Annotated in this window: 29 protein-coding genes and 1 pseudogene; 23 read left to right on the plus strand and 7 right to left on the minus strand. The window is 37.2% G+C overall.

Annotation, left to right across the window (positions count from 1 at the left end; translation table 11 throughout):
• Positions 1 to 426: 426 nt before the first annotated feature.
• Positions 427 to 872: pseudogene (locus B3D98_RS18545) on the plus strand (NUDIX hydrolase).
• 299 nt (positions 873 to 1,171) lie between these two features.
• On the opposite strand, the gene B3D98_RS18550 reads toward B3D98_RS18545, so the two are convergent.
• From B3D98_RS18550 to B3D98_RS18575, 6 genes are all read right to left on the minus strand, one after another.
• Positions 1,172 to 2,341 (minus strand): tyrosine-type recombinase/integrase, encoded by a 1,170-nt coding sequence (locus B3D98_RS18550; protein ID WP_257522311.1) that lies wholly within the window; start codon positions 2,339 to 2,341, stop codon positions 1,172 to 1,174.
• Positions 2,342 to 2,477: 136 nt separating this feature from the next.
• Complete coding sequence (locus tag B3D98_RS18555) at positions 2,478 to 2,978, minus strand: ImmA/IrrE family metallo-endopeptidase (RefSeq protein ID WP_259419552.1); 501 nt, start codon at positions 2,976 to 2,978, stop codon at positions 2,478 to 2,480.
• Positions 2,979 to 3,075: 97 nt separating this feature from the next.
• Positions 3,076 to 3,687 carry an excalibur calcium-binding domain-containing protein gene (locus B3D98_RS18560; protein WP_288585098.1) on the minus strand — a complete coding sequence of 204 codons (612 nt, stop codon included), beginning with the start codon at positions 3,685 to 3,687 and terminating at the stop codon, positions 3,076 to 3,078.
• Positions 3,684 to 4,742 (minus strand): DUF4236 domain-containing protein, encoded by a 1,059-nt coding sequence (locus tag B3D98_RS18565; RefSeq protein ID WP_288585101.1) that lies wholly within the window; start codon positions 4,740 to 4,742, stop codon positions 3,684 to 3,686. The genes B3D98_RS18560 and B3D98_RS18565 overlap by 4 nt, the downstream gene beginning before the upstream one ends.
• A 185-nt stretch (positions 4,743 to 4,927) precedes the next feature.
• Positions 4,928 to 5,176, minus strand: coding sequence for a hypothetical protein (locus tag B3D98_RS18570; protein ID WP_288585103.1), 249 nt, complete (start codon positions 5,174 to 5,176; stop codon positions 4,928 to 4,930).
• Between the two features lie 31 nt (positions 5,177 to 5,207).
• On the minus strand, positions 5,208 to 5,603 hold the full coding sequence (locus B3D98_RS18575; protein WP_259419546.1) for a helix-turn-helix domain-containing protein: 396 nt from the start codon (positions 5,601 to 5,603) through the stop codon (positions 5,208 to 5,210).
• Between the two features lie 127 nt (positions 5,604 to 5,730).
• Here B3D98_RS18575 and B3D98_RS18580 point away from each other — a divergent pair, with 127 nt between their 5' ends.
• The 16 genes from B3D98_RS18580 (at position 5,731) to B3D98_RS18650 (ending at position 13,197) form a co-directional block, all read left to right on the plus strand.
• A complete protein-coding gene (locus B3D98_RS18580; protein WP_288585107.1) occupies positions 5,731 to 5,964 on the plus strand; it encodes a helix-turn-helix transcriptional regulator in 234 nt (77 codons plus the stop codon).
• A gap of 61 nt (positions 5,965 to 6,025) precedes the next feature.
• Positions 6,026 to 6,763, plus strand: coding sequence for a Rha family transcriptional regulator (locus B3D98_RS18585; protein WP_259950355.1), 738 nt, complete (start codon positions 6,026 to 6,028; stop codon positions 6,761 to 6,763).
• Positions 6,760 to 7,068: a hypothetical protein gene (locus tag B3D98_RS18590; RefSeq protein WP_257522303.1), complete on the plus strand. Its 309-nt coding sequence runs from the start codon at positions 6,760 to 6,762 to the stop codon at positions 7,066 to 7,068. Before B3D98_RS18585 ends, B3D98_RS18590 begins: the two co-directional genes overlap by 4 nt.
• Before the next feature lie 133 nt (positions 7,069 to 7,201).
• Positions 7,202 to 7,480, plus strand: coding sequence for a helix-turn-helix domain-containing protein (locus B3D98_RS18595; RefSeq protein ID WP_237898078.1), 279 nt, complete (start codon positions 7,202 to 7,204; stop codon positions 7,478 to 7,480).
• Positions 7,468 to 7,743 carry a hypothetical protein gene (locus tag B3D98_RS18600; protein WP_259950351.1) on the plus strand — a complete coding sequence of 92 codons (276 nt, stop codon included), beginning with the start codon at positions 7,468 to 7,470 and terminating at the stop codon, positions 7,741 to 7,743. The genes B3D98_RS18595 and B3D98_RS18600 overlap by 13 nt, the downstream gene beginning before the upstream one ends.
• A gap of 60 nt (positions 7,744 to 7,803) precedes the next feature.
• Positions 7,804 to 7,938 carry a hypothetical protein gene (locus B3D98_RS18605; RefSeq protein WP_259950349.1) on the plus strand — a complete coding sequence of 45 codons (135 nt, stop codon included), beginning with the start codon at positions 7,804 to 7,806 and terminating at the stop codon, positions 7,936 to 7,938.
• Positions 7,939 to 8,131: 193 nt separating this feature from the next.
• A complete protein-coding gene (locus tag B3D98_RS18610; protein ID WP_259950346.1) occupies positions 8,132 to 8,290 on the plus strand; it encodes a hypothetical protein in 159 nt (52 codons plus the stop codon).
• A gap of 103 nt (positions 8,291 to 8,393) precedes the next feature.
• Complete coding sequence (locus tag B3D98_RS18615; RefSeq protein ID WP_288585118.1) at positions 8,394 to 9,113, plus strand: ERF family protein; 720 nt, start codon at positions 8,394 to 8,396, stop codon at positions 9,111 to 9,113.
• Complete coding sequence (locus B3D98_RS18620; protein ID WP_259950342.1) at positions 9,110 to 9,289, plus strand: hypothetical protein; 180 nt, start codon at positions 9,110 to 9,112, stop codon at positions 9,287 to 9,289. The genes B3D98_RS18615 and B3D98_RS18620 overlap by 4 nt, the downstream gene beginning before the upstream one ends.
• 14 nt (positions 9,290 to 9,303) lie before the next feature.
• A complete protein-coding gene (locus B3D98_RS18625) occupies positions 9,304 to 10,425 on the plus strand; it encodes a GntR family transcriptional regulator (RefSeq protein WP_259950341.1) in 1,122 nt (373 codons plus the stop codon).
• Positions 10,412 to 10,711, plus strand: coding sequence for a DUF6877 family protein (locus B3D98_RS18630; RefSeq protein ID WP_259950339.1), 300 nt, complete (start codon positions 10,412 to 10,414; stop codon positions 10,709 to 10,711). Before B3D98_RS18625 ends, B3D98_RS18630 begins: the two co-directional genes overlap by 14 nt.
• Positions 10,708 to 11,307, plus strand: coding sequence for a single-stranded DNA-binding protein (ssb, locus tag B3D98_RS18635; RefSeq protein ID WP_259950337.1), 600 nt, complete (start codon positions 10,708 to 10,710; stop codon positions 11,305 to 11,307). Before B3D98_RS18630 ends, ssb begins: the two co-directional genes overlap by 4 nt.
• A gap of 19 nt (positions 11,308 to 11,326) precedes the next feature.
• On the plus strand, positions 11,327 to 11,731 hold the full coding sequence (locus B3D98_RS18640) for a hypothetical protein (RefSeq protein ID WP_259950335.1): 405 nt from the start codon (positions 11,327 to 11,329) through the stop codon (positions 11,729 to 11,731).
• Complete coding sequence (locus B3D98_RS21695; RefSeq protein WP_375543414.1) at positions 11,728 to 11,916, plus strand: DUF6011 domain-containing protein; 189 nt, start codon at positions 11,728 to 11,730, stop codon at positions 11,914 to 11,916. The genes B3D98_RS18640 and B3D98_RS21695 overlap by 4 nt, the downstream gene beginning before the upstream one ends.
• Positions 11,906 to 12,451 carry a Holliday junction resolvase RecU gene (locus B3D98_RS18645; RefSeq protein WP_259950334.1) on the plus strand — a complete coding sequence of 182 codons (546 nt, stop codon included), beginning with the start codon at positions 11,906 to 11,908 and terminating at the stop codon, positions 12,449 to 12,451. The genes B3D98_RS21695 and B3D98_RS18645 overlap by 11 nt, the downstream gene beginning before the upstream one ends.
• Before the next feature lie 2 nt (positions 12,452 to 12,453).
• Positions 12,454 to 13,197, plus strand: coding sequence for a hypothetical protein (locus tag B3D98_RS18650; RefSeq protein ID WP_259950333.1), 744 nt, complete (start codon positions 12,454 to 12,456; stop codon positions 13,195 to 13,197).
• Positions 13,198 to 13,918: 721 nt separating this feature from the next.
• On the opposite strand, the gene B3D98_RS18655 is transcribed toward B3D98_RS18650, so the two are convergent.
• Complete coding sequence (locus B3D98_RS18655) at positions 13,919 to 14,203, minus strand: hydrolase (RefSeq protein ID WP_288585125.1); 285 nt, start codon at positions 14,201 to 14,203, stop codon at positions 13,919 to 13,921.
• Positions 14,204 to 14,637: 434 nt separating this feature from the next.
• Between B3D98_RS18655 and B3D98_RS18660 the strand changes: the two genes are divergently transcribed.
• The 6 genes from B3D98_RS18660 to B3D98_RS18685 all read left to right on the plus strand — a co-directional run bounded on the left by B3D98_RS18660 (position 14,638) and on the right by B3D98_RS18685 (position 20,786).
• Positions 14,638 to 15,123: a sigma-70 family RNA polymerase sigma factor gene (locus tag B3D98_RS18660; protein WP_259950326.1), complete on the plus strand. Its 486-nt coding sequence runs from the start codon at positions 14,638 to 14,640 to the stop codon at positions 15,121 to 15,123.
• A 469-nt stretch (positions 15,124 to 15,592) separates the two neighbouring features.
• The gene (locus B3D98_RS18665) at positions 15,593 to 16,147 is read left to right on the plus strand and encodes a hypothetical protein (RefSeq protein ID WP_259950324.1); all 555 of its coding nucleotides are present in this window, start codon (positions 15,593 to 15,595) and stop codon (positions 16,145 to 16,147) included.
• A gap of 128 nt (positions 16,148 to 16,275) precedes the next feature.
• On the plus strand, positions 16,276 to 17,238 hold the full coding sequence (locus B3D98_RS18670; protein WP_259950322.1) for a terminase small subunit: 963 nt from the start codon (positions 16,276 to 16,278) through the stop codon (positions 17,236 to 17,238).
• A complete protein-coding gene (terL, locus tag B3D98_RS18675) occupies positions 17,225 to 18,685 on the plus strand; it encodes a phage terminase large subunit (protein ID WP_259950441.1) in 1,461 nt (486 codons plus the stop codon). Before B3D98_RS18670 ends, terL begins: the two co-directional genes overlap by 14 nt.
• Before the next feature lie 6 nt (positions 18,686 to 18,691).
• Positions 18,692 to 20,032: a DUF1073 domain-containing protein gene (locus B3D98_RS18680; protein ID WP_288585130.1), complete on the plus strand. Its 1,341-nt coding sequence runs from the start codon at positions 18,692 to 18,694 to the stop codon at positions 20,030 to 20,032.
• On the plus strand, positions 20,025 to 20,786 hold the full coding sequence (locus tag B3D98_RS18685; RefSeq protein WP_288585132.1) for a phage minor head protein: 762 nt from the start codon (positions 20,025 to 20,027) through the stop codon (positions 20,784 to 20,786). Before B3D98_RS18680 ends, B3D98_RS18685 begins: the two co-directional genes overlap by 8 nt.
• Positions 20,787 to 20,796: the final 10 nt, after the last annotated feature.

The raw sequence follows: 20,796 nt of genomic DNA on the forward strand, positions 1-20,796 counted from the left end.
ATGAATTGACATATATTCTAGGGGTAAATATATGTTAAGAATTAGTTAAAAATAATTGAGTTGCGTATGCAGCTCTTTTTTTCTTATTGAACTAACCAGGTGCTTTAGTTCAAAAACGATCTTCAACAATCGGGCACTTTTCTGAAATTAGGAAAGCGTCTTTCTTCATGAAAAGGACCAGATTGTTGAATAAGGTTTTTGGAGAAATTTAGAGAATTCATATTGTGAATAATCAAAAAAGTTAGTTTATTATTAGTTCGAATTAAAGTGCAGGAGTCGTTGTGTTAATAATTGGTATGTTATATGATTAATGGGATATTGTTTGAAGGTTTTATAACCGGGCGCATTTCTGCAGAAAAAGATACGTCTACGAAATGAAATGGGCCAAGTGTTTATGGATAAAGTATAAATTTCAGGGGGTATTTTATGTTTGTAGTAAATGTAGAAGGGGCAATTCGTCGCAATGAGAAATGGCTTTTAATCCGCAGAAGTGAAAAGGAGGAGCATGCTGGTGGAAGTCTCTCATTAGTAGGAGGAAAGTGTGAAATTGAAGGTGATTCGTCTGATATTCTGGAAAGAACATTAAAACGAGAAGTTTTTGAAGAAGTAGGTAGCGAAATTACAGGCATTAAATATGTAAATAGCTCCTCTTCGTGACAGAATCAGGGATAAATGTAATCGATATAGTTTTCCTATTCCTATGTCATCATAAATCTGGAGAACCTTACGCTAAAAGTACTGAAGAAGTGGATGATGTTATTTGGATGACTACATCAGAGGTTCTTGCACATACGGAACTACCTTTATTTCTAAAAGAAAACATTAAACTTGCAGAAAAAATACTACAAGATAATTTGCAGGTGAAATATTAGTTATACATTTTCCATAATAGGGAGCGATTGTTGAGCATGCGTACCACAACTCGTACCGCAATCTGTACCCCAGTTAAATACACTTAGATACACTTCGTTAGACAGGTATAGAAACCTTCATTAATACAAAACCTTGATATTATGCACATCAAAAAATTAAAAACATCAGGATAGAAACCAAGGTCATAAGTTATGCTTATAGTTATTTTTTTATAAACCCTTTGATTATCAAGGGTTGGGGAGGGGCTAACCGCATTGGTGCCCCAAAAAGTGCCCCATTTTAAATGAAAAATAGTGTTTTAATCGAAATTGACTATTTCACTTAGAACTTGCATTGCTCTTTTCTCTCGATCTGCAAACGAATGGGCGTAGGTTTTTAAAAGTGTAGAAGTAGTCATACCAAGGATTTTGGCAATCGTTGTTGGCGGTGTACCGGATGCAATTGAGATGGTAGCAAATGTGTGTCGTAAACCATGAGGAGAGATGAGTTTAACGTCATATAATTCATGCATTAAGATTAGCGTTAATCTAGCTGCATTTTGATTAAGAGGCTTGCATGTTTTACTTATAAAGACAAGATCATCCTCGCTATGTTGAATCCCGAAAATTAATTTTCTTTCGATACACCATTTTCTATAACGATCTAATTGTTTACTTAGTACCTCTGTCATATCAATACAGCGAATACTGTTTAGTGTTTTGGCCGAGCGCTCCCCATAAAAATCACGAGTACGATTGATGTAAATTAGATTATTCTTAAAATCTATATCGGACCAACGTAAACCTCCAGCTTCGCCACGTCTCATACCAGTAGCTGCTAGAATAGAAATTAAAGTATATCTAGAAATATCACAAGATTGCTTTACACATTTAAGTAAGTATTCTAGCTCAGTCGGAGTTAAATAATTGCCCTCGACTTCATCATTATTAATTTTTTCTATCCTAGGTAATTCAGCTTTCGCAATGCGGTTTTTATCCAAAATATCATCTTCTACAGCAGCATTAATACATCCAATGAAAAAATTATGATACATTTGAATGCTTTTTGGAGCAGCTATTAAAGATAATTTATCAATAAATTCAGATTGGTATAAACTTTTGGACAGTCGAGATAGCTTATATCTACCAATATAAGGTTTAATGTAAATTTCAATTACGTTACGATAAGTTTTAGGGGAGGTACCTTTCCACTTTGATTTTTTACGATCAAAATAAATATCTACCCATTGAGCAATTGTCATGTTTTCATTAAATATTATTTTTTCTCCACCATTTAAAACAGTAGCCTTTAATGCTGTTAATGCTTTTTCAGCTTCGATACTAGAGTTAAAGTTTTGTCTCGTTTTTTCTCTACGTACTCCAGTATGGTCATAAAATTTGTAACGGTAGGCAAATTTCTTCTTCTTGTTTGAATCATAATACCAATAAATATTTTCCTTTTTAGTACTATTAAGTTTCTTTCTAACCATATCGTCCACTTCCTATTTAACTGACCCGGACAGGTACATTGATTAGAGTTTAAGGACAATTAGAACATCACTCCTTCCACAGTAATTTGAAGCAGATAACCTATATTAAACTCACTTATGAACTGTCCTATATTCATCATCTCATATTTAGACAGGCCATATTATGCAACCTCTGCATAATCTGCTTATTGTTATATTGTGTTAATCTCCTGAAAGCAAAATCATATTCTACGTTAAAAATTTGCATTACTTTCATAATTGTTTGTGGTGTATGATCGTCTATTGACAAAGCCTCCAACATAAAAGTAGGAATACAAGCGTGGTACATAAAATTGTTGGCCTTGAATTCCTGATATTCACGAAATAGGGGATACATATGAAATTGATCACCTGTATGTAATAGGACATGTGATAGCTCATGGCAAAAGTCTTGCCATTGTTGCTGTGGCGACTGATTTTCATTAAGAAAAATATAATGCCGCCCATTAATAAATAAGGCCTGACTCTTATCTTGCCAATAAAAAACTTTCAATCCCATTCTAAAAGCCACTTCTTCAACATTCAGCAGGGTAGGGTCTGTAATGCCCAAGCGAGTGTAGAACTGTTGGACATAATCTTCAAGATGTGTATAGTGCATGTAAATCAACCTCTAAAATGACTATATAGAACGTATGTTCTATTTTTATTGTATAACAAAACCCTACTATTTGGAAGTAGGGTTTTAATAGGATATTTTAACGTTCACAAGCCCAATTATCATTATCACGATCATGCTTTGAAGCATAAGCAGGATGATCAGAACCTACACCATTTGGATAAACTTTTCTCAACTCTGTACAATTTCGATAGTACTCTTTTTGTGGGGTGTTTTGTTGCTGTGAGTTAGATTGTTGCACTGCAGCTTCGGCTTCTTGCTGTTGTTTTAACTCTTCTTGTTTTTTAGCTTCTTCTTGACGTTCTAATTCGGCTTGTCTTTCTAATTCTTCTTGACGTTTTAATTCGGCTTGTCTTTCTAATTCTTTCTGACGCTCTAATTCCTCTTGCTTTTCTTGTTCTTTCTTGCGCTCTAGTTCTTGTTGGTTCTTTAATTCTTCTTGTTTTTTTAATTCCGCTTGACGTTCTTCTTCTTGTGCTCCATTAATAGTTAGGACGCATCCAGAAAGGGATAATATACAGCCAAATATAATAATAGCGGGTATTACTTTAGATTTTGCTTTAAGATGTTTATTAATTTTATATTCACGTAGTCCCCATAGAATTAAAACAACACCTATAATAAATAAAGGGTATTTTATTACTACTACCAATGCAATTATAGCTAAAATCAACAATAAGCAACCATTCATCTTAATTCCTCCACTAGCTTGAACCCTTTTGTTTTAAGATATTTCATATTATGTTCAAATGTTTCGACGGTATCAGAGCAGTCTATATTTTCAAAGTCTAAATACTCTAGTTCTCTTCTATTTACACGTGTTGAAAGTATACAGCCCGTTCTTGGTAATGGTTCAGCTTGACTAGAATCGTAAACATGGATAAGCACAGAATCAGTAGGGAGAATGGCAAATACTTCTCTAGCAATTCGAATAACACAACTGCAAACATAATCTTGATAAAGTGCCAAATAATTAGTTACACCCATTTTCTTTCGAGAGACTTTATTTGTTGATGTTAGAGTCAACGTTTCTTTAGGCACGACATCCTCATTCCCGACAGTAAAATTCACGATGAGTTCATTGGCATGAATATCAAAACTTAAATGGCTCCCAAAACTTTCGATATCATCAAATGGTGCATAATCAGTTAAGGCGATAGTCCAAACATTGCTATCACCATTCAAAATTCTAGGAGCAATATCTTTTAACCTTTGCTTTTTTTGATGGATTGTAAGATCTAATTCTTTAGCTTCGGGTATGCGCTCTTCAATTAGTAATTTCTTAGCCGCAACACGATTGAAAAGTTTGTCACGCCAAGTAGGTTTGTAGTTAGCTATTTCATCCATAATAGATGTTACATTAGGACCTTCATTTAATAAGTACGATATGTCCTCTGTAGCAACTAAGTGCCAATCGACATTATCTGCTACTTCTAAATGAACAGAAGTTAGCATAGCGACGTATGCATTGTGTTTTTCGACTTCTTGTATGTTTTGTGACATGTCAGGTACTACAACGTTAGTAGACTCATAAGCGACTCTCTGTGGTCGTTTTTTTCTTTTGGTCGTTTGTGAGGTAGAGTAGGAAAGCCCCGTGCCAGGAAGGGAAATAGAATTTGTCCGTCTACCATTCCCGAATGTAGTACGTGCATATTTATTTCCTACAGTTAAACTAGTACCTCTTTTACCAAAATTCACTTTCACACCAGGAGCTATTTTGACACTTTTTCTAAAACGAAATCCCATTTACGCAAACCTCCTTATGTAGTTTAATTTGTCAGGCTACAACTTTATGTATAGAAACTGATTCGAAATATTAAGTTAATATAACTAGAAATATAAAAAAATATTTATTATCCAATATAGTATTTATTTTACATACCAGGGTTGTGATAAAGGACATGGCGTAGCCGCATGTCCTTGTTTATACATTATTTGGTTCTGCAGTTATTATTGTGTGAGCAGTCAATAAATGCTATTTGGTCATCATTACTTTCTGAGAAAAGTAAATGCGTGTTTTTATCATATAAAAGTACATGAAGTTTGACTGGATTCATAAAATAGAATGAAACACTACTTTCGTGTTCTTCGGCATATAATTCGCTTACACGTCCTGGGTATCTTTCTATCATAGGGTAGGAGAAGATATTTATTCCTTCTTTTAACACCCCTATATCCATTAAAAATCTCCCTAAATAATATAGATTGTTTCTATATCTCCCCGTTATCCTTCAAAATCTCCCACATCTTTCGAAGCTTCTCCAAATCCTCTTCCTTCGACTTCGGCAATTCTTTGTACCATTTTTCAAGGGTAGGGTTGTTGGCGAAAGCCTGGAACTCAGCTTCGTCTTTTTCAGCTTTGGTTTCCTCTGTAGAATTTGGTTCTAAGTAGCCAGCCTTAACTAATAACTCTTTGTAGTCATAATTGTATGCCTTTGATAAGAGTTTCAGTGTTTCAGGGGTAGGGTTTACATGTTTTCCTGAACGTTTATCATGTCCTTTTTCGATAGTGTCTAAGTATGTATGACTAATACCGATACGCTTACTGGCATCTCGTAAAGACTCACTACCTCTTAATTCTTTCAGTAATTCACCTAAAGTTTTCATGTAATCACCACCTGTAATACATACTTTACAATACTTTAAATATTTTATGTATTTATTTAACTAAAAAATTTTGTTAATCATTGTTGACAATTAAGTAAACCTTGTATTACATTAATTACACAAGGAGGTGTTATTCTTGGTTAACAAATTAAGGGATATTAGACTGCAAACAGGGATGTCAGTTTCAGAACTTGCTCGTCGATCTGGTACAACACGACAAACGATTACTAATATTGAACTTCATGGGCAAGAGCCCGGTGTTAAATTAGCATTACAGATTGCTCAAGCTTTAAACAAGGATGCAAAAGATATTTTTTTTGATGATTTTGTTATACAAGGTTTACAAAAAGGCTTTGTATAAAATACCTTCTATTAATCCAACTTCCACAAATAACTAAAAATAAAGAGGTGAGTGATTAATTATGAACCAATTAGTCGTCATTCAAAACCGCCAAGCTGTTACAACATCTTTACAAATTGCGGAATCGTTTAACAAAGAGCATCGCAATGTTTTAAGGGATATTGAAGGGTTGCTCAAAAATGAGCAGACCCAGAATTTATTCTTTGAAAGCTCTTATCAGCATCCGCAAAATAAGCAGACTTACAAAATGTATTACATGAATCGAGATGGTTTTACGCTCTTAGCAATGGGCTTCACTGGCCCTAAGTCACTTGAGTTTAAATTGAAGTACATCCATGCGTTTAATGCGTTGGAGGAACAGCTTCATCCAACGCCGTTATCAGAAAGAGAGCAGTTGAAAGCTTCGATGAGACTATCACTTGAGACATCAGAAGAGATTGAAACATTAAAGGTCGAGGTGAGCGAAGTGAAAGAAACGGTTCAATCACTCTATAAAACGATGCGTATAGATGGCAATCAAGAGTCTCAAATCAGCAAACGTGGCCGAGAAGTAGTAATTGCCGCGTTAGGTGGCAAAGAATCGAATGCCTACAAAAAAATAAGCCGTCAAGTATTTTCAGCTTTTTGGCGAGACTTCAAAAATCATTTTGAAGTCCCGAGGTATGGAGAAATTCCTAAAACACGTTTTGCTGAAAGTATCAAATTTATCTCCATGTGGCAGCCATCTACTACGCTGAGAATGGAAATTAACGCGTACAACCAACAAGCGTTAAAACTTGTTGAAGGTGGTGCCAAGTGACTGTGATTAAAAATGATACAGATATTACTCAATTGGTACTCGAGAACGCTGGTCTTACTAAAAAAGAACTATTAGAAAGGTACGACCAAATAGTACAAGCCACCATTAGGAAACGAACACTGTATTGGGATATCGATGATCTAGTTCGAGAAACTAGATTTAGTAAAGCGTCATTAGAAAAATATATTCTTTGCGATCCTCGAATTAGGGAGCACCAAAGACAACTAGGTTCAAGATACAAACGAGTTTGGTTAGCAGAACCTACAGCTAAAGTACTTGATGAAATTTTGAATAAAGATTACTAAAAACAACTACCCGGACAGGTATGTAGAAGAGATTGGGGCAAACAATCTCATATCTCAACTATAAAGATAACTTAATAGAGAAACCATGCGTGGTAAGCATAATATGCACTTTCTGCATAAGGAGGTGATTTCATTGCATGTAGATGTTGGAGAGTTAATCAGAAAGTGCCGCAAGAAAGCAAAATTATCGCAGGAAGCCTTCGCGGAGCTTATGCATACTACGCAATCTACGATTAGTCGAATTGAGCAAAATCTCATTGCTTGTGAAGCTAAATTTTTAGCTCGAGCAGCAGCTATTACAAATTCTCAAGACACAGTAGTAGCGGCATTATTTAGCGCAGATGCAGCAGTGCAGTTTTTACAGACAGTACCAATGTTTATAGGAGGAGGGATTTTCAATTGGATCATGTAAAGAAATTGGAGCTAGAGATAGCGGCAAAGAAAGCATGCATTGAGGATTTACAAGGAGCCATGGCATTTCATAGACAGCACGGTACATACAACTTAGCAGCTGAATGTGCTTGGCGGATTAAAAAGGCAGAACATGCTATCAGACGTTTAGAAGTCCAGCTACAAGATAACAAAAATTTTGGTGGGTTAATTCAAAATTTTAGTAGGCGAGGTATTTCCCTAAAGGTGGTGAAGAAATTTGCTAATGAAAATATTAAAAGTTAATAAATGGAGTAATTTGTCATTGCAAGAACGCTTAGTGTCAGTAGGGAAGTGGTGGTCAGCATGGTGAAATGGCTAGTGAATTATTTGTATATGCCAGATGACGGCCGGGATCAAGAACATAAGGAGTACTGTGTGAAATGCGGAATTGTCATGGTTGCTATTGGCGTACCAATCATTATTGCTTGCTGGCAATAAAAAAGCTGCTTAATCGTTGGCGCGATTAAACAGCAGTACTATATCAGTCTCGATAATTATATCACAAAACTTGATGATTGCGAGTACGATACTCGCTCTCGTCAAGCAGTCTATAACCCGTTCCTCCCCTTGACGGATTGCTTTGCAGTTATAGGCTGCTTGATGGGATTCCATCAGGAAGTAGGTGATTAAAATGCGTATTGTTTACTTCAAGCGTTTATCAGATCAGAAAGAATTTCGATTTTTACAAGTTAAGAACACAGGGCTTGAAGGTGTCGCTAAAGATGGAGAAGTTGTGACGTTGAAATTTGCAGAACGTTCCACTATTTATTCACAGGCCTATACAAAGTAAAAACCACTGTTTGCGGCAGTGGTCTAAAAAATTATTCGAAATAATAGTTACTTTGTATTTTACGCCCAAGACTTCAAAAAATCAACTATCTAGGAGGAAGAATATGCTTTTTTCCGAGAGTAATGTAAATATTTCGGCAGCATTAGTTAAAGCATGGGCAACTATTCAAACACCAAAACATAATGCAAAAGTAAATGTCCGTACCAAAAATGGCGGTTCATATACGTTTGAATACACAGATCTCAATGGCATTTTAGATGCTGTCAGACCTATATTTGTTCAAAATCATTTATCTATCATTCAGAACAGCTATACAACCGTTGAAGGCAATTTAACAATGGCTTGTGTAGAAACCATATTCCTGCACGAATCAGGAGAATATGTGAAATCTTATCCACTCAAATTTCCAGCAGCCAATAGCATGCAAGATTTCGGTGGTCAGATTACTTACATGAAGCGCTATAGCTTGTCGGCTATGTTAGGGCTTGCTACAGAGAAGGATGATGATGCAAATGGAGCGAGCGGAAACGATTATCAATATATGAATCAAGCTCCTCCGAAACAGCCAAGTAACAGTGGTCAGCTACAGCAACAAAGAAATCAACCAAATCAAACAGGTTTAAGGACTCAGGAACAATTCAATGAAATAGCAAAATTGTTGAGTGAAGTTGCCACAGCATATGGTTCCGATCCTAACACAGTTTATAACGGTGCTATGCAGAGATGCAAAATCCCTGATAAGAATTCGGATTTATTAACAATGAAAGAAGCAGATAGCTTAATTCAATATTTACGTGCTATCAAGATGCAAGTGCCTCAATGAATTCTGTACCGCACAGAGTGTTGTTGCCACAATGGATTTTTGAACAGGCGGCAGGTGATGAAAAGGAAGTATATCGCCTTGTACGCCGGTACATATGGCAGGGCTACCCTGATTACAAGTTGATCGAAATCAAAGGCAGTTTTGCCATTTGTAAGCGAACAGATGGATTTTTATAAGGAGGGCAAACCAAATGTTTACAACAGGAAATACAACAGTAGATGCGATTGGACAGATGCATTTAGAAGGGAATGTCATCCCACATACTTGGTATGAAAGCATCCGATTAAGCACAGGTAAGCCTGATTTAATTGCTATCACATTGCTCAGTGAAATTGTTTATTGGTATCGCCCTACACATGTGAAAGAAGAGGCATCAGGGCGTTTACTGGGCATAAAAAAGAAGTTTAAAGCGGATGCGCTACAACGTTCTTATGATAGCTTTGTTGAACAATTTGGCTTTAGCAAAAAACAAGTCAGAGAAGCCATGGATCGTTTGGAGCAACTTGGTTTAATTACTCGTGATTTTCGGACAATCACATCCAATGGAACAAATTTATCCAATGTATTATTTATCGATTTGAACATAGGACTTTTAGAGGGTATTACCTTTTTAGGTAATAGGGTGTTACCCAAAAAGGTAACAGGGTATTGCCCAAATGGGAAAGAGGGTGTTACCGATATGGGCAATAGGGTATTACCCAAATGGGAAACACCTATTGCCCCTGAGGGTAATACGTATACAGAGATTACTACAGAGATTACAAATACAGAGATTACTAAAAAGAATACTAGTCGCAAACGAGTTTACGACGAATCTTCTGTTGAATATCAATTAGCAAATAGGCTTTATGAAAAAATTCTTGCTAACGATGCCAATTTTAAAAAGCCAAATTTGAATAGCTGGGCTGATCATATTCGTCTGATGATGGAACGAGATCAACGGACAGCTCAACAAATTGAATACTTAATTGACTGGTCACAAAACAACAGCTTCTGGCAATCAAATATTCTTTCAACCAAAAAACTACGTGAAAAAGCAACCACATTAATCCTTCAAATCAAAGGGGAAAGGGAGAAAGCTAACGGAAGTATTCTTCCACAATATCAACGGGGGCGGAGAGAGATTGTTCCACAATGGTTTAAAGAGCGACAACTTGAAAAACCACAAAATGGAGAAATCATCGAATCATCAATACTTATTACGGATGTAGAGGCGGACCCGTCGGAAGAACAGAAAGCTTACTTTGAAGCAGAACGACAAAAAATCTTAGCAACGCTAGGGAAGGTGGAAGAAAAATTTGAGCAGACATGAAGAACATATGAAAATGCGTGACCATTTCGCCAAGGTTGCTCAGGCAAAAGGTACTTTTACTAATGGCACTGACCAAGCACTGGTACGGGCAGTGACACATGATGAAGTAGCGAAGCGTATTAACCAGCTTGTCAGTGAGTATCAGTTCCCGCTTCCAGTCCTACAAGACGTACAGAAGCGGTTAAGTGACAGCAACTGCCCCCATTATGCAATGCAACAACTTAGATATTTAGAAAACAATGTGCATGCTGGCATAGCTACAAAAAGGGAGGATTCAAACAAATGATTAATCGTGTTGTATTAGTTGGCCGTCTTACAAAAGATCCTGAGTTACGTTACACACCGAACGGTATTGCATCTTGCCGCTTTACAGTAGCCATTAACCGTACATTTGCCAATCAAAATGGTGAGCGTGATGCAGATTTTATTAACTGCCAAGCATGGCGTAAAGCAGCTGAAAATCTAGCAAACTATCAACGTAAAGGGGCTTTGATTGGTTTGGAGGGGCGTATCCAAACAGGAAGTTATGAGGGGCAAAATGGTCACAGAGTGTATACCACTGACGTAGTTGCCGATAGTATTCAATTTTTAGAGCCATCACGGAACGGTGGAGGAGGGCCACAAAACACTCCAAATTATCAAAATCAACCAAACCAATATCCGCAACAGCAGCAACAACAGCCTCAATATGGAGGACAAGCATACGGAAATAATCAACCATCCTATGGTGGTGGACAACCTCAACAACAGTTTGGAGGCCCCTATAACACGAATCAACAACAATCTCCTATGAATCAGCCAAGCTATACGCGAGTTGATGAAGATCCATTTGCGAATAGTAGAGGTCCAATTGAAGTATCAGAAGATGATTTGCCATTTTAAAAAATAGGGGGATTTTCTCATGTTTAAAATATTCAAAGCTATATTACGAACTGCTGGAAAAACGCCAGATGATATTAAACAAATGTATGATGGATCCGTCGGTCCAGAACCTAGTGAGGAAGAAATACAGGGATATATTGATGTCTATAACAAACTAGATGGTTTAGAGGTTGTTGTATATGATCGCGGTCGACTTGGTGTTGCCAATTATGGGTTATATGTATGGCAAAAAGAGGATGACGAAAGAGTTAGGGAATTATTTTACCAAGCAGAACAAGATTCTTACTTTGGCACTTATGTTAATGAGCGTGATGAATTTATTAAAGATTGGGAAGCGGAAGAATATGAATTTGGTCCTTCTCCTACATTTAGAGCTGATGATGTAGAAATCATTGAAGAAATTTCTCTAAAGAGTACATCATGAGTCGTTGTAAAAGATGTAACAGACCTTTAAAAAGTGGTGAATCCATAGTACGACAATATGGGTTCACTTGCTGGCAACGGCATTTGGATGACCTCGAGGAGGAATTTTTGAAAAATCAGCTCACCATATATGACGTGTTAGAAGCGGAAAATCAAGAAGAAATGAGGACACAGGATGTTTCGTAATCAATCAACTAAACAGCGTGCGAAATCAGTAACACATGCTAACCGTGGCAAGTTTTTAGAACGTGTCATTGATATGGCCAACACAAAATATCGTAATGCAGGCTTAGCAGATATTCGTAAAATTCCAACGCCTGTACAAATTACAAAGGATAAAGGCTCCCAAATAGAAGGACGGAAGGAAAAACCTGAATGGGTGGACTATGCAGGTGTCTGTAATGGACGAGCAGTGGTGTTTGATGCAAAGGAAACGAAGGGGAAAAGTTTTCCGCTTCAAAACTTACATGAACATCAATACGAATTGCTTCGCTCCTGGTACGAAAAAGGCGCCATCACCTTTCTACTTGTGTATTTCAACGAGTTGGATAAATACTATCGCTTACCATTTCCACCGCTCCAAGCAGCTTGGCAGACAGCTAAAAGTGGTGGGCGCAAATCGATTCCGCTTGAAACATTTGTGGAACATGCAAGTGAAGTTGTATCAATGGACGGCTATACATTGCACTACTTGCTGCCATTTATCGAAAGTAGGTGGTGAGGATGTTACAGGGAAAATGTATTGATACGGGCGGCTCTACTAATCTTACAAAAGGTGAAGTGTACTATCTTTTCCCACATGGCGGTCATGCATATTGTGCTAGCCGCTTCCCTAGACATGGGTCTCACTTTGGGGCCTACCAAGAGAATCACTTTGAGCTAGTGGATGTTGCTATTGATGCACCAGCACGAGTACTTAATAAATATTTGGCTCGTGTAGTGAAACCACCCTCACATTTTTATCAAATTGACGAAGAATACATCATTACGGAGCCACGAGCAGATGGTTACTACAGTGTGTTTTTTAAGCATCGTCCAGATGATCCACCAATTGGGGCATATAAACGTAATGATTGTTTTGAGCGTATTGTGTCTCTTGAAGAATCAGCAAAAGACACAGCTACCATATTTGAGGTGGGTGACATTGTAGAAATTATAGACGCATCGATTATAAAACGTAAACATTATGAAAATGGTGTGCAGGCAACGGTGATAGAGAATTTTTATGGTTGCATATCAATTCAAAGAAATGAACCTGTAGATAAAATGGTCATAAGTAGCGTGCTTTTAGTAGGAGAGGATCTACAGGCTATTAAAAAAGTTAAATTAAGAACCTTACTAGAAGCGGTTATGGTGAACGATAAGCCGAAAAAGGTAAAAAAATCGATAGAGATGGTGCACGATAAGCCTGAAATTGTGCACGTGCCTACCAAAAAACAAGAATATGAGCAGTTGAGCTTATTTTAGGAGGGACAGAAATGAATAAGCAATTAAGTTTTCGTGATGAATTACGAAAGCAAGAATTAGATATTTAGTAAATATTGTAAAGAAGGGAGAAGGGTGTATTTATGGTTTGATAGGATGTCCGAAAACATTAAGAATGGGTTAAACAGTTGGAAAGAGTTGCAGATTATCCTAAGAGTTAATGAACAAAATGCTATTTTTTTTCATATTTCTTACTATCCCATGCCCAATTTAAAAAAGCATAAACAATTACTGCCCATAAAGAAAAGAAGAGATTATTAAGAAAATCCCAATTACCTTTTTTGAAATAATCTGAAACAGATAAAAGTAAAAAAAGTATAACGAAGTAAACAATATTCAAGTATTTTCTGATAAATGTCATTAGAATCACCTTATATGTATTTTATGTAAAATATAACATAAATAAAGCCTGTGATTTGTGGCTTAATTTAGTTGTTAGTCAAGAATTCTTTACTGAGCATTTTGAGGAAAGAAACTAAAAACGGGTCACTGAGTGTGAGTGACCCTAAGTAACAATTCAGGAGGTTCCTGTTAAACTAGTTTAGCTTAACACTACTATTTATATGCTTAGGTAACTTGGGTTTATAGTTTATTGCCTTTGGAAAAATAAAAATTATGTCTTAATGTAGGCTAAATTTAAAGTCTTTAATTGGAGAAAAGAAGCCTATCCATAGAAGAATAGACTTCTTTAAAATTAAAGCTACTATACCGGTAATAGAATAGCTTCAATATCTTTACAATTTACAACTAGAGTTCTAGAGCCATCTAGAAAATATGCGCAACAATCTTCATTGTTTAAGGAAAGAAATCTTACATTATTAAATTCTCTACCACTCTTTAAAAAGATGTTAACTCGAGAATTAACTTTTAAATCTCTTAATTGGTCACAAGCACAGCCTTTACAACGATTGCTCTCAGAAACGATACTTACTCTTGAATGGCAAGAGGAGCATTTTTTTCTAGCTGCTGGATTTCTATTAACACTCATCGTATACCCTCCTTTCATAGTAGAATTAAGGTATCGTAACCTTACATTCTTAATCTATGAAAAGGATTGTAAATTGGCTGGTAATTTGTCTATTCTACAATAAATAATTTTATAAATAAAGTACAGAACAAATATAAACATTTGTGTATAGTTAATAGTTTAGTGTTATTTTATAACTATTTTGTAATAAAAAGTTAATATGAAACACTGAATAAACGAAATATCTTTATACAATAAACTAATATTTACTTAAATTTAATGAAAAAGTTTGGTAAGAATTATACTTACCAAATTTCTAGGATTAGTATGTTTGAGGTGTTTTTGAAAATAAGAAAAAAGCCGTAGCGTCGACTCACGCTACAGCTAGAAATGGTTTATGCCCTTTGATGGCCTCACAGATAAGTCATTATAACACAACTTAGGAGGCCAAACCTATGTTAACAGCTCAAACAGTAAAAGAAGTATGGTCAGAGGCAGACATTGATTATCTAGTGAAAAACTATCGTTTCTGGAAGAAAGAAATTAATCGGTTAGAAAGAGTGTTATATGGTAGTTCAAGCTCAATGGTTTCTTGGGGGGTCGCTCAGTATGGAATAGATGCAGCAATGCCAAAAGGGAGTTTGATTCGTAGCGTAGAAGAGCTTAAAAGAATGGATATACGTGAACGTGGTCAGATAGCGCGATTAGAAAAGCTACGTACTTATGTATATGCGTTAGAGGTAGCTTACAATCTAATTGACGATGAACAACTTAAAACCATTTATGATTGCTTACTTGATGGAATGACGTACAGACAAATCGCTGAACATCTATCAGCATCTAAAGATTATGTGCGGTTAAAGAAACAAATCATTTTTAGCCAGATTAGCCAAAATAGCCAAATAAGTACTATTTTGACCTACGAAAAATTTGCAATGTAAAATGGGAGGCAGGACGGTGCAGTAAGGTTTTCCTCCCTTGGTATTTATAAAAACCGAAATATTAGAGGAAAACAGACCAACGGCCAGCCTATATTTTTTAAGTGATTAGATGTCTTAATTAATAATAAATAAGTGGTTTTTATGTGAACTTTTGTCCACTTTCCATTTAATTCAATTAACTAACAATAAAGTTCGCGGTAATGCACTATTTAGAACCATAATCTGTGTATATGCCATAGGCTTTTACCTATGAGAAACGTCTTGTGAGGAATAGGATGTAGAAGTGGCTTGAGTAACCACTAGAATTATTCAAACACATTTTTTTATCCCTTTGTTAAAAGACCACAATTTATTAGTGGTCTTTTGTATTATTATAAAAAACTAACGAAATGAATTGAACATAGTATAATTGTCTATTTCTTTTATCCCTAATTGAATAGTGTAGTAAAAACAAGGAGGGATTTTAAAAATGGGATGTAGAAATTGTAATAAAGCTTGGAATCACCACCATGCAAACAATATGTGTGGTTGTGAGAAAAATCAGTGTTTCTTTAGATTCAAAGCACCATGTATACCAGAAATGAATGGAGTAACTCCACCACCACCAGTTAATAACGCAAGAGTGTGTGAAATTTATTTAGCAACAGATGAATCTATAGGAAATGGTCAATATTTAGGATTAGGGACTGCTTCCGCGCTATTCCCACGAAATACGGTTGTTATACCAGAAAACGCAATTATAACTGGATTAGTTTTAAATGTACGTGATAATACACTAACAGCTGCAGATACAGTAACGGCTGAAGTAGTTATTAGTAGAAGCTGTGGTTTTACTGACCCGATTTCAACAGGTGTTATTGCTACAGTAACAGGGCCAAACACTGCTGAAAACCCCAATTGTTGTGGTTCAACAACAGCTAACTATGCTATAAATAAATGTGACCTATTATCTGTAAGGATTGTAACAGGGGATGGGGCACTTCCGTTTGGTGCAGCAGTAACAGTAATGTATGTACTACCGTAAATTAATTTTAAAAAAACTACATTTTATCAAAAACCACGAAAAAAATCGTGGTTTTTTTATTTTAGAAAGCAATTACATATGGGTGATTTATAAACAATCAAATGTGGAGGTGGTGGTGATTATGAGATATGGGTAGAGCAAGAGATCCAAGACGTGATCAAGCATATGATATATACAAAGCCTGTAACGGTGATATAAGGCTTAAAGACATAGCCGAACAACTTGGTATATCTGAGGGCACCGTGCGAGGTTGGAAGAATAAAGATTCATGGGATGATCGTCTTGAAGCGGAATCGAATGGAACGTTCCAATCAAAACAACCGAAAAATACGGAACGTTCCGTAAAAAAGAAAACGAAAAAAACGCAACGGAGCAAAGAAATTCCAGAAGCGGAATCGCAAGCAACTGTACAGTTTGAAATCGTCCCCAGTGACGGTCTCAACAGTCAACAGTTGCTTTTTTGTTTGTACTACATAAAGTATTGGAATGCCACGAAAGCATACCAAAAAGTGTATGGATGTGACTACGCTTCAGCGATGAGCAATGGCTCTCGATTGATAAGAAATGATAAGGTTCGAAAGGAAATTCATCGATTGAAGGCAGAGCTAGCAAACGGTATTATGCTGGATGCACGCCAGGTCTTACAAAAGTACATCGACATTGCATTTGCTGACATCACCGATTTTGTGGACTTCGGCATGCGTGAAGTGGAGGAGCCTATGTTAGATGGTATGGGGGGCGTAATCTTAGATGAAGATGGAAACCCACGAATGCAGACATACAAGGTAAATACAGTGCACTTCCACGATGCCACAGAGGTAGATGGCACGATTATAACCGAGGTCAAAAAAGGCAAGGATGGTATCAGTGTGAAGCTTGCTGACAAAATGGCAGCACTTGCAATGTTATCAAAGTACACCGATTTATTAAGTGATGAACAGCTAAAACGGTTACGTGAAGAAAAATTAAAAGTAGACATTGCAAAAGTACGTTCTGAAACAAAAGGTGCTGGAGGTGGCAACACCACAGGCGTTGATTTAAGTAATTTAACGACGGAGGAGCTGAGAGCGATTGCTAATTCTAAGCGATGAGGAAATAAGCGCATTGGAAAACGAAGCGGACAAAGAACTTGCACGCCGCTTCTACCGTGATTATGTTGAATATGTACATCACGGCCATTATGAGCACTTTCGTCATACTGAATTAATTTGTGATGTGCTCCAACGTGTGGCCGATGGTGAACAGTTATCTATATTAATAGAGATGCCTCCACGACATGGTAAAAGTATGACGGTAACAGAATCGTTTCCGTCTTTTTATTTGGGCAAAAATCCTGATAAGCGGGTAATAGCTGCTGCATATTCAGATGGGTTAGCAACCAAGTTTGGTCGTCTAAATCGTAATAAGTTTAATGAGTTTTCACATGAACTATTTAACGTACAATTATCTGAATCCAATGCAGCTACAAAAGATTGGGGAATTCAAGACAGAAGGGGCGGAATGATTTCAACTGGTATAGGTGGTTCTATTACTGGTCAAGGTGCGGACTTGATGATTATTGATGACCCAATCAAAAATATGAAAGAAGCTATGTCACAAACGATACGAGATAACATTTGGGATGAGTGGGAGGCAACATTGTCAACTCGTCTACATGATGGAGCATCCGTAATCGTTATTATGACACGATGGCATGAGGATGACTTAATTGGTCGTTTGCTTGCTCGGAGCCCTCGTAAGTGGGTGCGATTGCGGTTACCTGCCATTGCAGAGGACGAAAATGATCTATTAAACCGTAAAATTGGCGAGCCGTTATGTCCAGAGCTCGGCTTTGATGAGAAATGGGCTGAGGATAAAAAGGCAGAGGTTGGATCACGAACGTGGGCGTCTCTTTACCAACAAAGACCCGCTCCTGCAGGTGGTAGTATCTTTAAGCGTGAATGGGTTAAATACTATGTGCGTGACGAGCAAATGAAGCGGGATTGGGGTTTAAGTGATGATGTTATTGTATTACCGATTCACTTTGACAAAATGGCTCAATCTTGGGACTGTACATTTAAGAAAACAGAAAGTAGTGACTTTGTTGCTGGCCAAGTATGGTCACGAAAAAAGGCACAGTATTTCTTATTAGATCAGGACCACAAACGTATGAACTTCCCAGATACAGTTAAAGCAATTCGCGCAATGACTGACAAATGGCCAAAAGCTACCAGTAAATATATCGAGGATAAAGCAAACGGTTCTGCTGTCATAGATACATTAAAAGATGAAATCAGTGGCATTATTCCAGTTGATCCGGATGGTGGTAAGGAGGCACGTGCAAACGCGGTGTCTCCTTTATTTGAAGCGGGTAATGTTTATTTCCCTCACCCGAATATGTGTCCTTGGGTGAATGATGTCATTGAGGAAATGGTGAGCTTCCCTAACGGGGCTCATGATGACATGGTGGATGCATTGACGCAAGCGCTAAATCAGCTATACACGAATAATTCAAGCTTGTTAGATAGAACGAAAAAATTGTTAGGCATGGGTAGGTGATAAAGATTGAGTGTTCTCGAAGTAGCTAAGCAGTACAAAGAGGATTTTATGCAAGGTCATGGGAAAGCAGGTGCTAAAGATAAGCTTACTCGGCAAGTGCCTGGTATTCGCAGAAAGTTAACCCATGCTGAAATATCTGCCCTATATGCAGATAATCCAATAGTACAAAATATTGTCGATATTCCAGCGGAGGACATGACAAGGCACTGGTTTACATTACGTATGAAGGATGACCAGCTTGCACGAGATATAATGGCGCGATTAGCAGACCTTAAAGCGAAAGATGCTTTTAAGAAAATGAGGATGTACGAACGTATGCGTGGTGATGGATTTATTTCCTTAGGCGTTACCCAGCGAAGTAAATTCGAGTTACAAGATCCATTAAAGTTAGATAGTCTACTTTCTATAGATTACTTGCATCCATTCTCATCAATGAAAGTAAGCGAGCTTTTAATCAATGATGATGTATTTGATAAGAACTATGGCAAGTTGGAAAATTTACGAATTAGCCGCGCATCTAGGAGTGGGATACAAGCCGTAGAGACAGAAACACTTGTTCATTATTCTCGAGTGTTGCATGACCAAACAAGGCGTTTAGAGGATGAAGAACAGGGCATGTCGCTGTTAGAGACACTATATGATGCTATTACAGTACTTGATACATCCTTATGGTCCGTTGGACAGATATTGCATGATTTCACATTTAAAGTGTATGAGTCTGCTGACATTGAGAACTTATCGAAAGAAGATAAGAAGGAGCTCGCGATGATACTGGACTTTATGTTTAGAACAGAGGCGATTGCTCTTATTGCTAAAGGAGAAACACTTACAAAGCAAACAACTCCCGTATCCGGTATGAAGGACTTACTCGACTTTGTATGGGATTATATATCCGCTTCTGCTCGTATGCCTAAGAGCGTCATTAAAGGACAAGAGGCTGGCACACTAACAGGTGCGCAGTACGATGTTATGAATTACTATGCACGCATTACTTCTGCACAGGAAAATGAAATGAAGCCGCTTCTCGAACATCTTATCCGAATGCTATTATGGGCTGAAAAAGAGCCTGGAGGTCGTATTAATCCAGATACAGTTGAATGGGAAATTAAATTTAATCCACTTTGGTCTGTCGATTCTAAAACAGATGCAGAAATCCGTAAAATCGTTGCAGAAACAGACCAGATTTATGTATCTAATGGTGTTATCTCTTCTGATGAAATTAGAGAGACCCGCTTCGGACAGTTTGGCGTTTCTGACGATTTCAAATTTAGCGGTGATGATGCACAATGGCAGCGTATGGCCAATGAAGTATACAGTGCTTGGAAGGAAAATGGACAACATGGCTAAGCGTGTGCCACCTACTCGTTTTCCTGACGTTGTGGCTGCATCATATTTCCGTTCTATAGATAAATTGGTTCAAGAAGCGGGCAAGGCGACTCTTTCGTTATACGATGCTGCAGTAAAAAGTGAAATGATGAAGGATAGTCAAGATTATGTGCAAGATGGTCCATTTGATTTCTTTAGGAAATTGACAAGTCATATCAAAAAAGCTGTTTCGATTGTGTATTCACAACAAAGGGTGAATATAGCTGCCTCCTCCTTTATGAAAAATTTAAATCAAGTGAATAAAACGAATATGGAACAGCAAGGAAGGGTAAGAGGCATAGAACTAACGGCTACCGAATCATGGCTTGCTCCTTTCATGAAAGAGAATATCCAGAAGAATGTCGACTACATTACAAATATTCGTGATGAATATACTCATAAAATTGAATCTATTATTTATGAAGGTATAAAGGATGGTTGTAGCTACAAAACAATCCGTGAGCAATTGGAAGAGCAAATAGGCATGTCTCAACGCCGTGCTAAGTTTATTGCTGTAGATCAATCCGGTACATTGTTTGGACAGATGGCTGCTCAACGTCATCAAAATATGGGTGTTATGAAATTCAAATGGCGAACATCGAAGGATGAGCGTGTACGTGATTCTCATGTAATACTGGAAGATAAAATATTTTCATACGATGATCCACCTTCTGTTGGACTGCCAGGTGAAGATTTCCGTTGTCGTTGTATTGCACTTCCTATCTTTGAAGATTAAATAGAAATAG

It is taken from the genome of Lysinibacillus sp. UBA5994 (assembly GCF_002429725.1).
Classification (GTDB): domain Bacteria; phylum Bacillota; class Bacilli; order Bacillales_A; family Planococcaceae; genus Lysinibacillus; species Lysinibacillus capsici.